General features: G+C 71.5%; 14 protein-coding genes. 8 read left to right on the top strand and 6 right to left on the bottom strand.

What is annotated here, in order from left to right:
* Positions 1 to 18: 18 nt before the first annotated feature.
* The 6 genes from KME80_RS10730 to KME80_RS10705 all read left to right on the top strand — a co-directional run bounded on the left by KME80_RS10730 (position 19) and on the right by KME80_RS10705 (position 6,120).
* On the top strand, positions 19 to 420 hold the full coding sequence (locus KME80_RS10730; protein WP_219503530.1) for a VOC family protein: 402 nt from the start codon (positions 19 to 21) through the stop codon (positions 418 to 420).
* A 139-nt stretch (positions 421 to 559) separates the two neighbouring features.
* A complete protein-coding gene (gene rpsO, locus KME80_RS10725; RefSeq protein ID WP_049573881.1) occupies positions 560 to 829 on the top strand; it encodes a 30S ribosomal protein S15 in 270 nt (89 codons plus the stop codon).
* Positions 830 to 1,105: 276 nt separating this feature from the next.
* The gene (locus KME80_RS10720; RefSeq protein WP_219503528.1) at positions 1,106 to 3,436 is read left to right on the top strand and encodes a polyribonucleotide nucleotidyltransferase; all 2,331 of its coding nucleotides are present in this window, start codon (positions 1,106 to 1,108) and stop codon (positions 3,434 to 3,436) included.
* Complete coding sequence (locus KME80_RS10715) at positions 3,436 to 4,743, top strand: M16 family metallopeptidase (protein ID WP_219503613.1); 1,308 nt, start codon at positions 3,436 to 3,438, stop codon at positions 4,741 to 4,743. The genes KME80_RS10720 and KME80_RS10715 overlap by 1 nt, the downstream gene beginning before the upstream one ends.
* 19 nt (positions 4,744 to 4,762) lie before the next feature.
* The gene (gene dapB / locus KME80_RS10710; RefSeq protein WP_219503524.1) at positions 4,763 to 5,500 is read left to right on the top strand and encodes a 4-hydroxy-tetrahydrodipicolinate reductase; all 738 of its coding nucleotides are present in this window, start codon (positions 4,763 to 4,765) and stop codon (positions 5,498 to 5,500) included.
* A 140-nt stretch (positions 5,501 to 5,640) separates the two neighbouring features.
* Positions 5,641 to 6,120: a GNAT family N-acetyltransferase gene (locus tag KME80_RS10705; RefSeq protein WP_219503521.1), complete on the top strand. Its 480-nt coding sequence runs from the start codon at positions 5,641 to 5,643 to the stop codon at positions 6,118 to 6,120.
* 33 nt (positions 6,121 to 6,153) lie between these two features.
* Here KME80_RS10705 and KME80_RS10700 read toward each other — a convergent pair whose 3' ends face one another.
* Positions 6,154 to 6,933 carry an AAC(3) family N-acetyltransferase gene (locus tag KME80_RS10700; RefSeq protein ID WP_219503519.1) on the bottom strand — a complete coding sequence of 260 codons (780 nt, stop codon included), beginning with the start codon at positions 6,931 to 6,933 and terminating at the stop codon, positions 6,154 to 6,156.
* Between the two features lie 271 nt (positions 6,934 to 7,204).
* On the opposite strand from KME80_RS10700, the gene KME80_RS10695 reads away from it, so the two are divergent.
* On the top strand, positions 7,205 to 8,494 hold the full coding sequence (locus KME80_RS10695) for an MFS transporter (RefSeq protein ID WP_219503515.1): 1,290 nt from the start codon (positions 7,205 to 7,207) through the stop codon (positions 8,492 to 8,494).
* 3 nt (positions 8,495 to 8,497) lie between these two features.
* Here KME80_RS10695 and KME80_RS10690 read toward each other — a convergent pair whose 3' ends face one another.
* Together KME80_RS10690 and fxsA are read right to left on the bottom strand one after the other, a co-directional pair.
* Complete coding sequence (locus KME80_RS10690) at positions 8,498 to 10,477, bottom strand: nSTAND1 domain-containing NTPase (RefSeq protein WP_219503511.1); 1,980 nt, start codon at positions 10,475 to 10,477, stop codon at positions 8,498 to 8,500.
* Positions 10,478 to 10,641: 164 nt separating this feature from the next.
* Positions 10,642 to 10,800: an FxSxx-COOH cyclophane-containing RiPP peptide gene (gene fxsA, locus KME80_RS10685; RefSeq protein ID WP_219503507.1), complete on the bottom strand. Its 159-nt coding sequence runs from the start codon at positions 10,798 to 10,800 to the stop codon at positions 10,642 to 10,644.
* A 168-nt stretch (positions 10,801 to 10,968) separates the two neighbouring features.
* On the opposite strand from fxsA, the gene fxsT reads away from it, so the two are divergent.
* On the top strand, positions 10,969 to 13,482 hold the full coding sequence (gene fxsT, locus KME80_RS10680) for an FxSxx-COOH system tetratricopeptide repeat protein (RefSeq protein WP_308125699.1): 2,514 nt from the start codon (positions 10,969 to 10,971) through the stop codon (positions 13,480 to 13,482).
* Between the two features lie 26 nt (positions 13,483 to 13,508).
* Here fxsT and KME80_RS10675 read toward each other — a convergent pair whose 3' ends face one another.
* The 3 genes from KME80_RS10675 to KME80_RS10665 all read right to left on the bottom strand — a co-directional run bounded on the left by KME80_RS10675 (position 13,509) and on the right by KME80_RS10665 (position 18,805).
* Positions 13,509 to 14,789: an HEXXH motif domain-containing protein gene (locus KME80_RS10675; protein ID WP_219503505.1), complete on the bottom strand. Its 1,281-nt coding sequence runs from the start codon at positions 14,787 to 14,789 to the stop codon at positions 13,509 to 13,511.
* Positions 14,786 to 16,018: an FxsB family cyclophane-forming radical SAM/SPASM peptide maturase gene (locus KME80_RS10670; RefSeq protein ID WP_246644455.1), complete on the bottom strand. Its 1,233-nt coding sequence runs from the start codon at positions 16,016 to 16,018 to the stop codon at positions 14,786 to 14,788. The genes KME80_RS10675 and KME80_RS10670 overlap by 4 nt, the downstream gene beginning before the upstream one ends.
* Positions 16,019 to 16,129: 111 nt before the next feature.
* On the bottom strand, positions 16,130 to 18,805 hold the full coding sequence (locus tag KME80_RS10665; RefSeq protein WP_219503502.1) for a P-loop NTPase family protein: 2,676 nt from the start codon (positions 18,803 to 18,805) through the stop codon (positions 16,130 to 16,132).
* Positions 18,806 to 18,812: the final 7 nt, after the last annotated feature.

Raw genomic sequence — 18,812 nt, 5'->3', positions numbered from 1 at the left:
ATGTGAAAGGAGTTGGGCATGGAGCTCAGCAGTTACTATCCGGTCATCTGCACCGACAAGGTGGCCGAGTCGCGTGACTTCTACGTCGAGCGGTTCGGGTTCGAGGTGACGTTCGAGGCAGACTGGTACGTGAGCCTGCGCCGGGGCGCGTACGAGCTGGCGTTGCTCGACCACACGCACCCGACGCTGCCCGAGGCGTACCGGAAGAGGGCCGCCGGCGTGCTGCTCAACTTCGAGGTCGCCGACGTCGACGCCGAATGGCGGCGGCTCGTCCTCGACGGCGGCCTGAAGCCCGAGCTGGAGCTGCGCAGCGAGGACTTCGGCCAGCGTCACTTCATCGTCGCCGACCCCACGGGCGTGCTCATCGACGTGATCACCAACATCGAGCCGACGGAGGAGTACGCCGCGCAGTACGCATGAGGTGGTAACCTTGCATGTCGGCTCTGTAACGGCGGTGCTGTGCGCTGCCCTGACGGCCTTCGCGCGGCGACTGTAGGCACGCACGGTCGTTCGCAACATTTCTGTTTCATTCACGCGTGCCCGTAGAAGAAGGAGAGCCGTGTCCCTCGACACCGCTGCCAAGAAGACCATCATCGCGGAGTACGCGACCGTCGACGGTGACACCGGGTCGCCCGAGGTGCAGATCGCGCTGCTCAGCAAGCGCATCAGCGAGCTCACCGAGCACCTGAAGACCCACAAGCACGACCACCACAGCCGTCGTGGCCTGCTGCTGCTCGTCGGTCGCCGTCGTCGCCTGCTGAAGTACCTGCAGAAGGTCGACATCGCGCGTTACCGTTCGCTCATCGAGCGGCTCGGCCTGCGCCGATAACATGGAAAGGGAGCGGCGTGCCTCGCCGCTCCCTTCTCATATGGTCCGGCGCGTCGAGCGGCACCGCCGCACGCGCCTGACGTACAACTGAATATCCGAGACACTGAGAGCCCCCGCGTCCGCTCAGCACCATGCGACCCGCGACGCCTGCGGGCCGGTCCTCGGTAGTGGCTTCCGGTAACCAAGACCGGGCGCTTCGATCGAAGACCGGCGCTGCACCTAACGAGGGTGCCGGTGAAATGGGCGCGGGAGACCGACTGACCAAGGAGGTCCCCCGTGGAGGGTGTCCACACTGCTGAAGCCGTCATCGACAACGGCTCATTCGGCACGCGCACGGTCCGGTTCGAGACCGGCAGGCTCGCGCGTCAGGCGGCCGGCAGCGCCGTCGCCTATCTCGACAACGACACGATGGTCCTGTCCGCGACCACCGCGTCCAAGAACCCCAAGGAAAACCTCGACTTCTTCCCGCTCACGGTCGACGTCGAGGAGCGCATGTACGCCGCGGGCCGCATCCCCGGCTCGTTCTTCCGCCGTGAGGGCCGTCCCTCCGAGGACGCCATCCTCACCTGCCGCCTGATCGACCGGCCGCTGCGCCCCTCGTTCGTCAAGGGCCTGCGCAACGAGATCCAGGTCGTCGCGACGATCATGGCGCTCAACCCCGAGCACCTCTACGACGTGGTCGCCATCAACGCCGCCTCGCTGTCCACCCAGCTCGCCGGGCTGCCCTTCTCCGGCCCGATCGGCGGCGTGCGCGTCGCGCTGATCGACGGCCAGTGGGTCGCCTTCCCGACCCACCCCGAGCTGGAGCGCGCCACGTTCGACATGGTCGTGGCCGGCCGCCTGCTCGACGACGGCGACGTCGCGATCATGATGGTCGAGGCCGAGTCCACCCGCGACACGCTCAAGCTGGTCGCCGACGGCGCCGTCGCCCCCACCGAGGAGACGGTCGCCGAGGGCCTGGAGGCCGCCAAGCCGTTCATCAAGGTGCTGTGCGAGGCCCAGGGCCGCATCGCCCAGGTCGCCGCCAAGGAGACGGCCGAGTACCCGGTCTTCCCCGACTACCAGGAGGACGTCTACGCCGCGGTCGAGGCCGCGGTGAAGACCGAGCTGGCCGCCGCCCTCACCATCGCGGGCAAGCAGGAGCGCGAGAACGAGCTCGACCGCATCAAGGCGGTCGCCGCCGAGAAGCTGCTGCCGGAGTTCGAGGGCCGCGAGAAGGAGATCTCCGCCGCCTACCGCTCGGCGATGAAGAAGCTCATGCGCGAGCGGGTCATCAACGAGGGCGTCCGCATCGACGGCCGCGGCACCAAGGACATCCGCGCCCTGTCGGCCGAGGTCCACGTGGTGCCCCGGGTGCACGGCTCGGCCCTGTTCGAGCGCGGCGAGACCCAGATCCTGGGCATCACCACGCTGAACATGCTGCGCATGGAGCAGGTCATCGACACGCTCAACCCCGAGCGGACCAAGCGCTACATGCACAACTACAACTTCCCGCCCTACTCCACCGGTGAGACCGGCCGCGTGGGCTCGCCCAAGCGCCGCGAGATCGGCCACGGCGCGCTCGCCGAGCGGGCGCTCATCCCGGTCCTCCCCTCGCGCGAGGAGTTCCCGTACGCCATCCGCCAGGTCTCCGAGGCGCTCGGCTCCAACGGCTCCACCTCGATGGGCTCGGTCTGCGCCTCCACGATGGCGCTGCTCGACGCCGGTGTGCCGCTCAAGGAGATGGTCGCGGGCATCGCGATGGGCCTGATCGGCGAGGGTGACGACTACGTCACGCTGACCGACATCCTCGGCGCCGAGGACGCCATGGGCGACATGGACTTCAAGGTCGCCGGCACCCGCGACGTCATCACCGCGCTCCAGCTCGACACCAAGCTCGACGGCATCCCCGCCTCGGTGCTGGCCGGCGCGCTCAAGCAGGCCAAGGGCGCCCGCCTGGCGATCCTCGACGTCATGCAGGAGGCCATCGCCTCCCCGGCGGAGATGAACCCGACGGCGCCGCGCATCATCACGATCAAGGTCCCGGTGGACAAGATCGGCGAGGTCATCGGCCCGAAGGGCAAGATGATCAACCAGATCCAGGACGACACGGGCGCCGAGATCACCATCGAGGACGACGGCACGATCTACATCGGCGCCACCGACGGCCCCTCGGCCGAGGCGGCCCGGTCGGCGATCAACGCCATCGCCAACCCGCACATGCCGGAGGTCGGCGAGCGCTACCTGGGCACGGTCGTCAAGATCGCCGCCTTCGGCGCGTTCATCTCGCTGATGCCCGGCAAGGACGGCCTCCTGCACGTCTCGCAGATCCGCAAGCTGCACGGCGGCAAGCGCATCGAGAACGTCGAGGACGTGATGAGCGTCGGCGAGAAGATCCAGGTGGAGATCGCCGAGATCGACCAGCGCGGCAAGCTCTCCCTGGTGCCCGTCGAGGTCATCGAGAAGGAGGCGGCCGAGAAGGAGGCCAAGGCCGAGGCCGGCGGCGACGCCGAGCCCGAGGCCGCGGCCCCGGCAGGCGACGACAAGCCGCGCGAGGAGCGTCCGCGCCGCACCCGCACCCGGGTCCGCGCGCCCCGCGCCGACGACGGGGACGACCGCAACTCGTGATCACAACCACGCTGCATCCCGGCCGGGACGGGGCCGGGGTCGTCAAGCGCACCGTCCTCCCCGGTGGGCTGCGCGTGGTGACCGAGACCATGCCGACCGTGCGCAGTGTCGCGGTCGGCATGTGGGTCGGCATCGGCTCGCGTGATGAGGCCCCCGAGCACATGGGGGCCACCCACTTCCTCGAACACCTGCTGTTCAAGGGCACGCCCACCCGTGACGCCATGGAGATCTCGGCGTCCGTCGAGGGCATCGGCGGGGAGATCAACGCCTTCACCGCCAAGGAGTACACCTGCTACTACGCGCGGGTGCTCGACGAGGATCTGCCGATCGCCGTCGACGTGCTCGCCGACGTGGTGACCAGCTCGCTCGTCACCGAGGACGACGTCGAGTCGGAGCGGGGCGTGATCCTGGAGGAGATCGCCATGCACGACGACGACCCGTCCGACGTGGTGCACGAGCAGTTCGCGGCCGCCCTCTACGGCGACTCGCCGATCGGGCGGCCCATCCTCGGCACGGTCGAGTCGATCAACGCGCTCGGCCGCGACCGCATCGCCGAGTACTACCACCGCTACTACCGGCCGCTGCGCACGGTCGTCTCGGTGGCGGGCAACGTGCGCCACGAGGAGGTCGTGGAGCTGGTCATGCGGGCCTACGAGCGCTCGGGCGCCCTGACGGGCCCGGTCGACTACGCTCCGCCGCGCACCAGCGGCCCCGGCGCCCCGGCCCGCTCCGGCGTCCGCGTCCTCGACCGGCCGACCGAACAGGCCAACCTCGTCCTCGGCACCACCGGCATGTCGCGCACCGACGACCGCCGCTTCGCGCTCGGCGTGCTCAACGCCGCGCTCGGCGGCGGCATGTCGTCGCGGCTGTTCCAGGAGATCCGGGAGAAGCGCGGCCTGGCCTACTCCGCCTACAGCTACACCTCGGCCTACGCCGACACCGGCCAGTTCGGCATCTACGTCGGCTGCCTGCCGTCGAAGATCGACGACGTGCTCAAGATCTGCCGGGACGAGGTGGCCAGGGTGGTGGCCGACGGCCTGACCGAGGACGAGATCGTCCGCGGAAAGGGCCAGATGCGCGGCGGGCTCGTGCTCGGCCTGGAGGACACCGGCTCGCGCATGTCGCGCATCGGCAAGAACGAGCTCGTCTACGAGGAACTGCTCTCCGTGGACGAGGTGCTCGCCCGCATCGAGGCCGTCACCGCCGACGAGATCGCCGGCGTGGCCGCCGACGTGTTCAACCGGCCGCTCACGCTCGCCGTCATCGGCCCGTACGGGGACAAGGACTTCTCCGGCGCGATCGCCTGAGCGGTATAAGGTTGACCCCGTGATCAGGGTAGGTGTGCTCGGCGCGCGAGGCCGCGTGGGCGTCGAAGTGTGCAGGGCGGTCGAGGCGGCCGCCGACATGGAGCTGGTGGCCGCGCTCGACAAGGACGACCCCATCGAGGGCCTCGACGGCGCGGAGGTGGTGGTCGACTTCACCCATCCCGACGTGGTCATGGGCAACCTGGAGTGGGCCATCGCGCACGGCGTGCACCCGGTGGTGGGCACCACCGGGTTCGACGCCGGGCGGCTCGACACCGTGCGCGGCTGGCTGGCCGCCTCCCCGGGCACCAACTGCCTCATCGCCCCCAACTTCGGCATCGCCGCCGTGCTCATGATGCACTTCGCCGCCCAGGCGGCGCGTCACTTCGAGTCGGTCGAGATCGTCGAGCTGCACCACCCCGGCAAGGCCGACGCCCCGTCGGGCACCGCCCGGCGCACCGCCGAGCTGGTGGCCGAGTCGCGCGCCAAGGCCGGGTCCCCCGCCATGCCCGACGCCACCACCACCGAGCTCGACGGCGCGCGCGGCGCCGACGTCGACGGGGTCAGGGTGCACGCGGTGCGCCTGGCCGGGCTGATCGCCCACCAGGAGGTGCTGCTCGGCGGCGACGGCGAGACGCTCACGATCCGCCACGACACCATGAGCCGCTCCGCGTTCGCCCCCGGCGTGCTGCTCGGCGTGCGCCGGGTGCGCGAGCTCCCTGGCCTCACCGTCGGCCTGGAGCCCCTGCTCGACCTCTAGACGGAGGCCGTGCCCGCCACCTCGGGACGAGGTCGCGGGCACGGGTGAAGGAGGGGTTCCCGGCTCCGCACAGCCGAGCCTACGATCATCACACTAATATTCGCGGGCGTCCGCGTCGGCAATCATGAGACCGTGTCGGCATGGTGCGATGGGCTGAATCCGCGGATCTTCCCGGCCTGACGGCTGTGGAGCTGGCCGCCGACGGGCTGTTCGAGCAGGTGGGCATCACGTTCCCGCCGGGCACGACGATGATCGAGGAGGTCACCGACCCCGGCCCGGTGCTGGTGGAGGGCGACCCGCCCGACGGTTTCGCCCTCGTCGGCCACGTCGACGGCAACCTCCACCTCGAACAGCTCGCCGTACGCCCCGAGCGGATGCGCCGGGGCATCGGCGGCCGGCTCGTCGCCGCCGTCCTCGACCACGCCCGCGCCACGGGCGCCCCCGCCGTGACGCTGACCACCTTCCGCGACGTGCCCTGGAACGCCCCCTGGTACGAGCGCCACGGCTTCCACGTCCTGCCCGCCGAGGACTGGGGCCCTGAGCTGCGCGCCCTGGTGGAGCACGAGCGCGCCCTGGGCATCGACGTGGCCCCCCGCGTCGTCATGAGCGCCATCCCCTGACAGCGGGGCCCCTGCCGTGACGGCGGAGTGCTTCTAGCGGTTGGCGGTGAGCCAGGCGACGGCGAAGTCCACGGCCGTCCTCAGCGGGAACAGCCGCGCGGTAGCGTCCCCCACCGGCCCGCGCCGCACCCGGCAGGCCCGCTCGAACGCGGCGCCCAGCGCGGCGAAGTCGCCCGCGTCGAGGTCCACGTCCTCGAACTCGCACCACTCCCGCCCCCGCCCGTCGTCCACCACCCCCCGGTACGACCGGCGCGGCGGATCGTCACGGAAGCGGTACTCGGCCAGGTGGAAGGCCGTGCACCGGTCGTAGCCGACGCCGAGCAGCAGCACGAGCGCCCCGGCGTCGTACAGCCGGCCGAGCGGCGAACGCTCGCCGAGCAGGCAGTCACGCGCGTGACCGTCGATGACGGCGGCGGCGTGCGGCCCCACGGCGGCGAACGAGGTGTGCGGGTGCGCGCTGCGCCGGGCCCCGGGAAGCTGCCGGACGTGCTCGGGTATGCGCCCCATCAGCGCCGTCGGCGTCGTCGCCGGGTCGTACGCGGGCATGGCGGCCCGATGCCGGGCGACCTCCTCGGCGCTCATCCCGGCGACGAGGGCGCGATAGCAGGAGGAGGTGTCGGAGTTGGCCGGGGTCCCGGTGGGGACCACGAGCGTGCCGCCGGGCCCCAGCAGGTCACGCAGCGCGGCGACGACGGCCGGAGCACCGCCGTGAACCCGGCCGATGGCACTGAGCGAGGAGTGCACCAGGACGACCTGTCCGGGCGCGACGCCCAGCGCCGCGAAAGCGTGCCTTAAATGGTGATAATTGGGCATCTAACACCTCATTCCTGCTCAATGGCGCTTTCTATACACGAGAGTCGAATAAATGATCTTTCGCAAGCAAATGGCCATATTTCGTGCTGGTGAGGCGTGCTTTCCGGGGTGAGAGACGGCTGACGGGTCCTGATCGCTCCCATATAATTCGACGGGCCGTACGCGGCCAAAATCCTGTATCCACTCCCCACTGAGGCGGGTCGTCGCCGTGGCAATCGCCTCCTGTGAGCCTAAGGTCAACTCCGGGAAAGAACGGGGTGAGGCGAGGGGATTGAGGAGTACGGGTGGGGCACGCGGCCGCCCGCGTCTGCCCAAGCGGCTGGAATTTCCGGTCGCCTGGACCAGCTCCGCCCTGTCCACGGTCGGCACCCGGACGCTCCACGTCGCCTATCCGCTCCTCGCCCTCGCGCAGACCGGCTCGCCCACCGCCGCCGGTTGGACCGGGTTCGCCCTGACCATTCCCATTCTGGTCTTCTACGTCCCGGGTGGCCTCGTCGTCGATCGCCTGTCACCACGGACGATCATGTTCGTCGCCGAGCTGGGCCGTTTCCTCACCGTGCTGTCGGTGCTGGCCTCGCTGGCGTTCGGCGAGCCCCACCTGGTGCATCTCATCCTGGCCGCCCTCCTGGAGGGCACGCTCTGGGTGATGTACAACCTCGCGGAGACGTCGCTCCTGCCGTCGCTGGTGGAGCCGGTGAAAGTACGCAGCGCGCTGGCCAAGAGCGAGGGGGCGGGGCATCTGGCCTCGCTGGCGGGCCGGCCGCTCGGCGGCTACCTGTTCGGGCTGGGGGCGATGGTCCCGTTCGTGCTGAACGCCGTCCTGTTCTTCCTCTCCTCGCTGCTGACGCTTCCGCTGCTGCGCCGCTCCGGCCCCCGGCCGCCCCGCGCGTCGCTGCTGCACGACCTGTCGGGAGGGTTCCGCGTGCTGCGCAGGCAGGTCTTCCTGCGGGGCGCGATCACGCTGGTGACGCTGACCAACCTGCTCGTCAACACGCTCGTGATGATCTTCATCGCGGGCTCCGAGGGCATGTCGCCGCTGACCATCGGGCTGGTGCTGGCCGTGGGCGGCGTGGGCGGGGCGCTGGGCGCCCTGCGGGCCCACTACAGGAAGCCGAGCGGCTCCACCCTGCTGGTCCACGCGTGGATCTGGGCCGGGGCGATGTTCCTGGCGATGGTCGGCGCGCTGCTGCAGGCGGTGCTGGGCACCACCTGGCAGTTGTGGCCGATCTTCTTCGCCCTCGCCTTCATCACCACCGGCTACGGCGGCGCGATGAGCAACGTGGCGATCAGGGTGACGGAGGTGGAGCACATCGCGCCCCGCGAGCTGGCACGGGTGATCGGCGTCTCCCGGCTGTCCTCCTACGGCGCCCTCTGCTTCGCCGCGCCGCTCGGCGGCCTGCTCGTCACCTGGTGCGGCATCGAGGGCGGGTCGATCGTGCTGTTCGTACTGATGCTGGTCCTGGCGCTCGCGGCGACCTACCTGCCGGGCGTGCGGAACTGGCTGACCCCACCCCTGCCGAGCAGGCTGTACGAGCAGCACACCCCCGCACAGGCCGTGTGACCGCTACACGCTGACGAGCCGCCTGGCGTCCTTCTCCATGTGGCCGGGCAGGGGCGGCGCCGAGGCGGAGATGGCCCGCCGCGCCAGGTCGGCCGCGGACGTGGTCTGCCCCGCCAGCTCCTTGACCTTGGCCGCGTAGAGCAGCAGGGGGCCGTGGTCGCCGACCTCGGCCAGCGCGTCGGCCATCTCCCGCTCGGCCTCGGCGAGGCTGTCGACCTGAGCCAGCGCGAGCGCGTGCGCCACCCGGGCGAACGGCCGGCGGAGCGGCCGGGCCCGCTCCAGGTCCCGCAGCGCGTCGCGGCCCCGGCCCATCCCGGCCAGGATCTGCCCCCGGCCGAGCAGCGCGTCGAGGTTGTTGCCCTCGCGGTCGAGCACGCCGTCGAGCACCCCGAGGGCCGCCTCGGGATGGCCGCCGTGCCACAGCGCCCAGGCCAGCTCGGTCTGGACGGCGAGGTCGGCGGGCAGGCGGATCATCGCCGCGCGCAGGTCGCGGACCGCCTCCTCGGGCGAGCCCTGAGCCAGCCGCAGCCGGCCGATGGCCGTGAGCAGCGGCCCGACGGCGGTCGCCACCCCGGCGCTCTCGAAGCCCTTGGCGGCCCTGCTGTAGCGGGAGACGGCGGCGGCCAGGTTGCCGCGCCGGTGGTCGACGTTGCCCAGCAGCGATTCGATCTCGGCGCGCAGCTCCAGCTCGTCGTCCTGGGAACGCGCCAGCGCCTCCTCGCCGCGTCTGGCGGCGAGGGCCAGGTCACCCTCCCGCAGGGCCCCCTCGGCGGCCCGCAGGCAGTCCTCGGGCGGTGACGGCGCCCTGGGAGGGGCGTGCACCGGCTGGACGTCCTGAGGGCGTGGCAACCGGTCGTAGGCGAGCTCGTACCAGCCCTCGCCCTTGTGCCGGCCGGCTCGCAGCAGGTGGCGCTTGACGAGCAGCTCGAACGCGGGCTCGCCGATCCCGGTGACCCCGGCCAGGCCCTGGCCGACCGCCCGCCCGCCCGCGGGCGAGGCGCCGAAGGTCAGCCGCAGCCAGGTGCGCAGCCCGTGCTCGTCGCCGTCGAACCGCTCGGCGGCCAGGTCGGCGATCAGCCGGTCGTAGTGGCGGGCGAGCACCGAGTCCGCGTCGCCGTGCCGGAGCACGTCGCGTACCGAGATCGTCCCGCCGTGCGGCGGCAGCGCCTTCCACAGAGCCTCGCAGACCACCTGGAGCTGGACCGGCTCCACGCCCTCCCCGTGGCGCGCGATGTCCGAACGGGCCCTGATGTCGGCCAGGTCGTTCACCAGTTGCTCGGCGGCGGCCTCGGACAGGGCGCGGCCGGTGCCGGCCATAGGCCGCGTGACCGCTTCCAGTGCGGCGTCGGGCCCGAGGGGCCCCAGCTCGTAGCGTGCCGCTGCGGAGCCGGCCAGCGCCCGCTCGTACGGTTCGACGTCGGCGAGGTGATCGGCGCGGACGGAGAGCAGGACGCGCAGGCCCGGATCGGCCTGGAGCGCCTCGGCGAGCTGGCCGAAGAACCAGTCGCGGTAGGGCTGGTCCCGCCCGTCGGCGGTGAACAGCTCCTCGGCCTGGTCGATGCTCACCATGGTGAGCGTGCGCTCCCCGTGGACGTCGCGCTTGACCGGACGGGACCGCAGGAACGCGCGGATTGTCAGACCGGCCAGCCGCGTGGGCGGCGCCATCGGCGACCACGACAGCAGAAGGGCCAGCACGTACGGATCGTGGTCGGGCAGCGCGGCCTGTGGATAGGCCGAGCCGTACGTGACCCGGCCGACCGGGAGCACGTCGGTCCGGTTGGGGCTGAGCAGCGGGATGACCCCGGCCTGGAGCAGGGACGTCTTGCCCGTGCCCGACGCGCCGTACAGGACCGTCAGCGGCCGGCTCTCCCAGAGCTCGCGGATGTCACGGGCTTCGCCGTCGCGTCCGAAAAAGGCGTGGTGATCCTCGGCGTGATAGGGGCGTAAACCTTTGTACGGTCCCGCCGCCCGCCGCGTTCTCATGCCGGAAGTCACCATGTCGATCCCATCCGCAGCCGCGTTTCACCGCACAGGTCCCCGGTGTAATGGTGCGCGATATCCTCGCACGTGCGGTCGGACCGGCACACCTGCCCGCGGGGACAAAGTGTTCTCCGGAACGCGGTTTACCGCCCCTCCGGGGAGGCGTGTCAGATCGAATTCGAGAATGCGGCGACCTGCTCCTTGTCGTCGCCCAGGCAGGAGGCCACCGCCGCACGCAGGGCCGCGCTCTCCAGGTCCTCCAGGTTGCGTAGCGACACGGAGGTGACGTCGATCAGCTGACCTGATCCGTACTGCCGGTCACGCATGTGCACTCCTCTGTTTCGGCCTGCCCGAATACCGATTGGCGCGATGGCAAATTATGAGCGTGCGTGATACTTCTGATTATGATTCTGTGATAAGCGGGTCGAGTAATCAAGCTCTAGGATGAGCCATATGATTGCCCGGCGCGTCCGGGTGCGGAGCGGAGGATCGACGTGACGGAGAATTCGTACTCCATGGCGCAGGGACCGAAGGTCTGGGAAAAGGTGCCCAAACGGAATCCGAACTTCACCGGCCGCAACGATCTTCTGACCGCTCTTCGCAAGAGCATCAACACCGTCACCGCCGTCGTGGCGCAGCCGCAGGCCCTGCAGGGGCTCGGCGGCGTGGGCAAGACCCAGCTCGCGATCGAGTACGCGTGGCAGTACCGCGCCCACTACGAGTTCGTCTGGTGGATCTCCGCCGACCAGCCCGTGCTCGTGCCGTCCGCGCTCGCCGCGATGGGCCCGGCGCTCGGCCTGCCCCCGGCCACCGGGGTGGAGCAGGCGACCCAGGCGGTGCTGCGCACGCTGGAGAGCGGCACGCCGTACCGGAGCTGGCTGGTGATCTTCGACAACGCGGAGGAGCCGGAGTACATCAAGGACTTCATCCCGCGAGGTCCCGGCCACGTCCTCATCACCTCGCGCAACTCGCGCTGGAGCGACCACGAGCCGACCATCCAGGTGGACGTCTTCGAGCGCCAGGAGAGCGTCGACTTCCTGCGCAAGCGTCTCAGGGGCACGGTCGGGGAGGCGGACGCGGACCTGATCGCCGAGAAGCTCGGCGACCTCCCGCTTGCGCTGGAGCAGGCGGGCGCCCTGCTGGCCAGGACGCTCATGCCGGTGGAGGAGTACGTGGCGCTGCTGGACGAGCAGACCAGCCGGCTGCTCAGCCTGGAGAAGGCGCCGATGTACCCGCAGTCGATGACGGCCGCCTGGCAGTTGTCGGTGTCGCAGCTGGAGGACCGGGTGCCCGAGGCGGTCGAGGTGCTGCGCTGCTGCGCGTTCTTCGGCCCTGAGCCCATCCCGCGCGACGTCTTCCGGCGCGGCGGCAACCGGTCGGTCGGCCCGCGGCTGGCGCCCATCCTGTCGGACCCGATCCTGCTGGCCAGCGCCCTGAGCAACCTCGAACGCTACGCGCTCGTCAAGGCCGAGCCCAACACCCGCACCCTCCAGGTCCACCGGCTGAACCAGGCGCTGCTGCGCGACGAGACGCCGGAGAAGGAACGCGGCGAGTTCCGCCACGAGGTGCACCTGCTCCTGGCCGGCAGCGCGCCGGACAACCCGGACGACACGAGCAAGTGGGCCAGTTTCGAGGAGCTGGCCGCGCACCTGCGGCCCTCCGGGCTGATCGACTGCGTGGATCCCGGCGTGCGCAAGTTCGCCCTCGACCTGGTGCGCTACATGTACGTGCGCGGCAGCTACACCCAGGCCCAGGCGCTGCTCGACGAGTACATCGAGAAGTGGACCGAGAAGAGCGGGGCTCGCCATCCCAACGTGCTGTCGGCCCGCGTCCACCTCGGCAACGTCTACCGGGCGCTGGCCCTCTACGACAAGGCCTACGACCTCGACTCGGTGACCTGGGAGCTGATGCGGGAGTCCCTGCGCCACGACCACGCCGACACGATCTGGGCCACCAGCAGCTACGCCGCCACCCTGCGGGGCCGCGGCGAGTTCAGCCGGGCGCGGGAGGTCGACCAGGAGGCGGTGGAGGCCTACGAGCGGCTGCACGGCGAGGACGACATCCTGACGCTGCGCTCCCGCAACAACCTGGCCGTCGACTACGCGCTCACCAGCGACTACGACCAGGCGCGCGAGATCCTGCAGAAGGTCTACCGGAAGGTGAGCGTCGAGGAGAACATGGGCAGCCGGTTCTTCCTGCAGATCTGGAGCAACCTCAACCGGGCCGTGCGGTTGAGCGGGCGGTTCCAGGCGGCTGCCGACATGGGCGAGGACCTGCACACCTACGGCGGCACCCACCTCGGCGAGGACCATCCCAACACGCTGCTGGCGGCCAAGGACTACGCGATCTCGCTGCGCAGGACGGGGCAGTTGGGCGAGGCCGTGGAGCTCATGCGTGACACCTACAAGCGCCTGCAGCGGCTGTACGGCGACCGGCACGGCGACACGATGGCGGCGGCGCTGGGCCTGTCCAACGCGTTGCGCGCCGCGGGCGAGCTCGAGGCGGCCGGGCAACTGGCCGAGGAGGCTCTGCTCTACTATCCGTCGGTGTTCGGCGACGACCATCCCTTCACCCACGCCGTACGGATCAACCAGGCTCTGCTCCTGCGGCTGAGCGGCGACGTGGCCACGGCGCGGCAGATGAACCAGCGCGCGCTGGCCGGTCTCACCGAGCGGGTCGGCCGCGCGCACGACTACACCGTCTCCTGCGCCGTCAACCTGCAGAACGACCTGGCCGCGCTCGGCGAGCACGACAGGGCCCGGCAGCTCGGCGAGGAGAACTACCGGGCGATCCGGACACACTTCAGCGAGGATCACTACCTGAGCATGATCTGCGCCGCCAACCTGAGCATCGACCTGCGCGAGACGGGGGCGGCGGAAGAGGCCGACCGGCTGCACGCCGAGACGATGAAGCGCTTCGCCCTGCACATGGGGCAGGATCATCCCGACAGCCTGGCGGCGGCCTCCGGCCTGCGCATCGACACGGACTTCGACCCGCCGCCCCTCTGACCCGCCGCCCGTCCGACCCCGGCGTCTCAGCGGAGGCGGGTCTGCCGGCGGTGGCGTTCGGAGAGCAGGCCCGCGCGGGCGGCCGCGGCCGGGGTGACCGGCTCGGCCCGCCAGCGGCCGAGCAGGCCGCGCAGCTCGCCGACGAGCTCCTCCCCGGCCGGGGTCAGGCCGCCGCTGCCGAGCAGCGTCGCGCAGACCTGGTAGGAGGCCTCACGCCAGCGGGCGAACTCCACCTGGGCCCGCGGGCCGATCCCGGTGTCGGCGGCGTGCACCCGCCAGAACCCGGCTACGGCGGCGTGCGCGTACGCGCCGTGCAGCAGGCCGAACAGCGGACGCGGATCCGGGCGCCAGGGCGCGTAGTAGCGGCGGCCGTCGTCGGGACGGACCAGCTCCACCACCTCGCTCAGCGCGTTCAGCTTGGCGTGCTGCAACTCGTGCGCCAGCGTGACGGCCATGCCGATCCCGTCGAGCGGGTCGGACAGCGCGATCGCGCCGAAGGCGTCGCGCGCGGAGGCGCTGTGCTGGTCGCGCTCGCCCGCCAGCACGGGGGTGAGGACCGAGACGGCGGCTCCGAGTTCCGCCGCGACCGCCGGGTGCCGGCCCGTGAGCACCTCCCAGGCGCCGCGCGCGCAGGCGAACCACCGTTCCCGCCGCTCGTCCGTCAGCCGCCCGTCGACGTCGTCGCCCGGCCAGCGGCACGGGTCCAGGTCGTCGATCGTCAGCGACAGGCCGGGGGTCCCCGGCACCTGGTGCAGCACCTGCCAGCCGGGACCGTCACGTACCGGCGAGATGTCGATCTTGTGCCTGCCGGCCCGCAGCTCGGCGCCGCCGGACGCCGGCTCCACGGCCACCTCCGTGACCTCGGGCAGGCCGCCGGGCAGCGTCACCAGGCCCAGCGTGGGCAGCATGAGCATGCCGTCGGACGCCGGGACGCGCAGGCGGCACGGCGCGCCCGCCCGCACGGCCGCCGCGAGCGCGAGCGCCGCCAGTTCGCCGGGGGACCCGCCGGGCAGCGCCCGGCAGGTGCGCAGCAGCCACGCGCCGGTCACCGGATAGCGCAGGCAGCGGTCGACCTGCTCGGGGAAGCGCTCCTCCAGCTCCGACAGCGTCTCGTAGGCCGCCGACACCAGTGCCGCGTCGCGGTGGCCGATCCGGCGGGTCTCGTCCACGAGGAAGCGCGCCAGCAGGCGGTGCTTGCTCGCCTGGGCGGCGCACAACTCCGCGACCGCCGCCGCTCCGCCCGTGCCCGTCCCCGTGGCGAGCGTCGCGAACGCCGCGGCCGAGATCCGATGGCCTGCCGCGCTCACCCGGCTCCTCTCAGGCGCGCCATGTCCCGCTCGCACCGGGCCGAGATGTGGCTGATCAACCGGTACAGGTCCGGGCAGTAGACGGAAGGCTCGGCGAACCCGGTGGCCGGGCTGTAGCGGTGCGCGTACTGGCCGCCGCCGCAGACGTTCACGAGGTCGCAGGCGCGGCAGGTGCCGGACAGCGCCAGCTCGCCGATCTGCCGGGCCACGATCGGCGGCTGCAGGAGCGCCTTGTCCAGCGGGTCGGTGAGCACGTGCAGGCTGGTGGCCGTGGCGCCCTCGAAGGCGCTCTTCAGGATGTCCGACTGTTCGATGCCGCCGTTCGTCTCGATCACCACCATGCGCACCGGCGACAGGCCCACCGCCTCCGCACGCGAGGCCCCGCCCATCAGCAGCCGCATGATCTCCCGGAACAGGCGGATCTCCGTCTGCAGGACCGGGCTGTCGTACCAGCGGTCGAAGATCGGGATCAGCCAGTCGGCGTACGGTGTCGCCGGCGAGCCCGGGATGCGGAACGGCGGCGGGGTGGCCCAGTTGCCGTGCGGCAGCAGGAAGTCGACCGCCGGCGGGTCGAACTCCAGCAGCGCCTCATAGGTGCGCAGCGGGTCGTTGCGGACATCGATCGTGCACAGGATGCCGTTGAACAGGTGGTGGTAGGGGCCCGAGGTCAGCCTGCGCAGCGACTCGCTGACCAGCGCGTGACTGCCGCGCCCGTCGGCGAAGCGCCGGTGCCGGTCCTGCCCCTCGGCGTCGCCGTCGAGGCTCACGCCGACGTGCACCTCCAGCGAGTCGAACAGCTCCAGGAAGGCCGGGCCGAGCCGGACGCCGTTGGTCTGGACGGTGACGTTGACCCGGGTGCCGGTGCCCACCGCGCCGCGGACGCCCAGGACCAGGCGGGAGATGAGGTCGGGGCCTGCCAGCAGGGGTTCGCCGCCGTGCAGGATGACGTCGATCTCCGGGAGGTCGTAGCGGGCGGTGTGCTCGCCGATCCGCTCGATCGCGCGGTCGGCGATGGCGTCGGACATGCGCCGGGGCTGGCCGCGCCAGCTCTGGTCGGCCATCTCGTACACGTAGCAGTGGCGGCAGGCCAGATCGCAGCGGCTGTGGATCTTCAGGATGAACTGCTGAAAGGCCAGCGGGGTCCAGCCGCCGGCCAGCAGTGCGTCAACGTCGAGGAATTCCGGGAACCTCCGCGTGAGCAGTGGCTCCGAATCAGGCCTTCCCAGCAACGGCTACCTCATTATGCGTCGTGCACGCCATTGTGCCCTTCTGACAAGGACTTCCGCTTTCGCGGATTGTGCGCTACGCCCCTCCCTATCTCTCACGACAGGGAAGACAAGTCAAGATTTGGGCCGGTTGGAAGTCATTTCTTCCTGGTGGTAGAGCAATTCCTCGAAGAATAGGTACAGGCCGTCGATTTCGGCGACGAGCGGAAGCCAGTCGTAGGTGCCGAGCCCGTCGGGCTCCAGGGGCGACAGAAGATGCGCCGCCGCTCTCAGCTCGTTGCGCGGGATCTCGATCGGCACGCTGCCGGGCGGCCCGCCGCGCGCCCTGGCCAGCGGGTGCCCGGGGCCCCGTACGCCCAGCGCGGCCAGCACCAGCTCCGCCGGATGCCGGGAGATCGCGCCGTCGGCCAGGTCGGGCGCGCCCGGGTTGGCCAGCGCCACCAGCACGCGCAGCTCGGGAGGCAGGTCGCGCAGCACCCGCGGCGGCCGGTCCACCTCGCTGTGCCGCTGGGCACGCGCCAGGAGCAGCAGCACCTCGGGGGTCCGCTCGCGCAGCCCGCGCTGCACCTCCGGCACGCAGTCCGCGGGGGAGCGTTCGGTCACGGCCATCCGGTGGCCGATGGCCTGCCGGACGAGGGCGAGCGGTTCGCCCAGCATGGCCGTCGCCAGCCGCCGGTAGTTGTCGTCCGGGTCCTCGGTGAGCGCGTAGGCGTAGCGGCAGACGGGATCGGCGGAGCGCGGGTCCGCGTACCGCCGCAGCTCCCGGGCGATCAGGTCGAGCTCGCGCCTGGACTCCAGCGGCACGGCGGCGAGACGGATGCGCGAGGTGATCAACCGGCTCCCGTGGTAGGCGGCCACGGCCGCCGCGACGAGCGCCGCCCCCAGACCGGCCCCGAGCAGGCCGGGGTGTTGCGCCGCGGTCGCGAGCGTCACGAAGGCCAGCGCCACGGCCGCCGTCAAGGCCACGGCCAGCCACCTGATCCGGTTCAGCCGCAACAGCACGACCGCGTCGCGGATCTTGCGGAACTCCTCCCAGTCGGACGTCGCGCGCCGCCGCCTGGCCTCGGCGATCGCCGCCGCCAGCTCCGCCCGCCTGGCCGGCCAGCCGGACGCCGGCTTCTCCTCGCCGCGTTCGAGCCGATCGGCCACCTCTGCCAGGCTCCGCTGCAGCGTGACGGCCTCCTCGCGGCGTACGGAGTTCAGCTGCTCCAGCGAGGCCGTCAGCGCTCGCAGGGTCTCGTCGAGCTCACCGGGATCCCGTACGGGCTGCTCGTCGCCGGCGAGCACGTGGCCGATCTCCGCCAGGACCGCGTCCAGCCCGCGCGAGAACACGGCCGAGCCGTCGGCCACCAGCACCCGGTGCACGGCCTTGCGCAGGTGGTCCAGCACGGCGGGGCTGACGTAACCGGTGACGACGAGCGCGGTGAAGACGGGGTTGCCGCCCGACCTGGCCTTCCTGCTCAGGCGGACCAGCTCGGTCGCGCGCGCCGCCTCGTCGTCGAAGAAGATGGCCTCGCTCAGCCTGATCACGGCGCGGGGAGCGCGCCCGCCGGGGAAGCAGAACTCGGTCGTCCCGCCGTCGGTCCTGCCGCGTTCCGCCGTCAGCCCGGCGGCCAGCAGCTTCGCCTCCACGAGCATCTCCAGCCCCGGGAGGTCGGGCGAGCGGCCGTGCCGGGCCGCCGCGGCGTCGACCGCCGTGGCGCCGACGGCCGCGCCGGGCTCGGCGTCCTCGAAGCTCGCCCAGCTCAGCTGCAGCAATAGGCGGACGTTGCCGCCGCTGTGGCGCAGCAGCGCCAGCAGGCCGGAGTCGGTGAACGGCCGGATGTCCGGCGCCGGGGTCGCGAGATACGCCGACAGCACCAGCCTGGCCTCGTCCGGGGTGAGCGGCAGCAGCCGCACGGCGCCGGCGCCGATCCGCTGGCGGAAGTCGGGCGGCACGCAGTCCCAGCCCGCCTCGCTGGTCACCAGGAGCAGCATCCCGCCGGCCCGGGGGATCGCCTCGACCAGGCTCTGCAGGAGGCCCACGTTCGCCGGGATCGGGTCGCCGTCCTCCAGGAGGAACTTCTCGCACTGGTCCAGGACCACCATGAACGGGCGGCCGCTCCCGGTCATCAGCGCCGTCAGCAACTGCACGCCGTAGCGGCACATCACCGGGTCGTCGAGCTGCCCGCGCACCCCGATGGCCAGGGCCGCCTCCGTGCTGATCGGCCTGCCGCACAGCCAGTCGTAGGCGGCCTCGGAGAAGCCGGGGTTGGCCAGGAACGACAGCGCCCGCTGGAACTCGGCCCCGTTGCCCGCGACCGCGGAGATCTCCTTGGCCTGCTCCTCCAGCACCTGCCCGGACGGGACCAGATCCGGGTCGCCGGCCCGGGCCACCAGGTCCTCCCACACCCGGTCAAGGTAGCGCTCGTTCAGATCCGTCAGCAGCGTCTGCGGAAGCTGCGACACCAGCCGGCGGTAGGCGGCGACGAAGTCGTCCTCCTGGAACCGCAGGTAGAGCTGGACCGCCTCGGGAGCCTCCCGTCCGGCCTGCGCCATCATGTGCCGGGCGGCGTGCGTCTTGCCCACCCCGTGCGCCCCGTACAGGCAGCCGAGGCCGCCCTCGCCGGCGGCCCCGCCGCGGAAGGCGCGCAGGTACTCGCCGGACAGACGGACCGCGCCGCGCACGCCGGGCAGCAGCGCGGTCGGGGTGTGCCGCGCCCAGTCGTCACGGAAGTCGCGTCGTGAGGTCTCCTCCGCGCTGGAGGTGCCGCGCGCGGGGAACGGGTTCCTCGTGGGGTGACCGGCCATGGGAGCC

The sequence above is a fragment of the Nonomuraea ceibae genome (genome assembly GCF_019396325.1).
In the GTDB taxonomy this organism is placed as follows: domain Bacteria; phylum Actinomycetota; class Actinomycetes; order Streptosporangiales; family Streptosporangiaceae; genus Nonomuraea; species Nonomuraea ceibae.
Note: the sequence above shows the minus strand (reverse complement) of the source record. Positions and strands in the feature narration are given on the sequence as shown.

Coding starts and splice junctions, on each gene's coding strand:
- KME80_RS10730 (WP_219503530.1), top strand. CDS start 19: ATGGAGCTCAGCAGTTACTATCCGGTCATCTGCACCGACAAGGTGGCC.
- KME80_RS10705 (WP_219503521.1), top strand. CDS start 5,641: ATGGTGCGATGGGCTGAATCCGCGGATCTTCCCGGCCTGACGGCTGTG.
- KME80_RS10700 (WP_219503519.1), bottom strand. CDS start 6,933: ATGCCCAATTATCACCATTTAAGGCACGCTTTCGCGGCGCTGGGCGTC.
- KME80_RS10690 (WP_219503511.1), bottom strand. CDS start 10,477: ATGAGAACGCGGCGGGCGGCGGGACCGTACAAAGGTTTACGCCCCTAT.
- fxsA (WP_219503507.1), bottom strand. CDS start 10,800: ATGCGTGACCGGCAGTACGGATCAGGTCAGCTGATCGACGTCACCTCC.
- KME80_RS10665 (WP_219503502.1), bottom strand. CDS start 18,805: ATGGCCGGTCACCCCACGAGGAACCCGTTCCCCGCGCGCGGCACCTCC.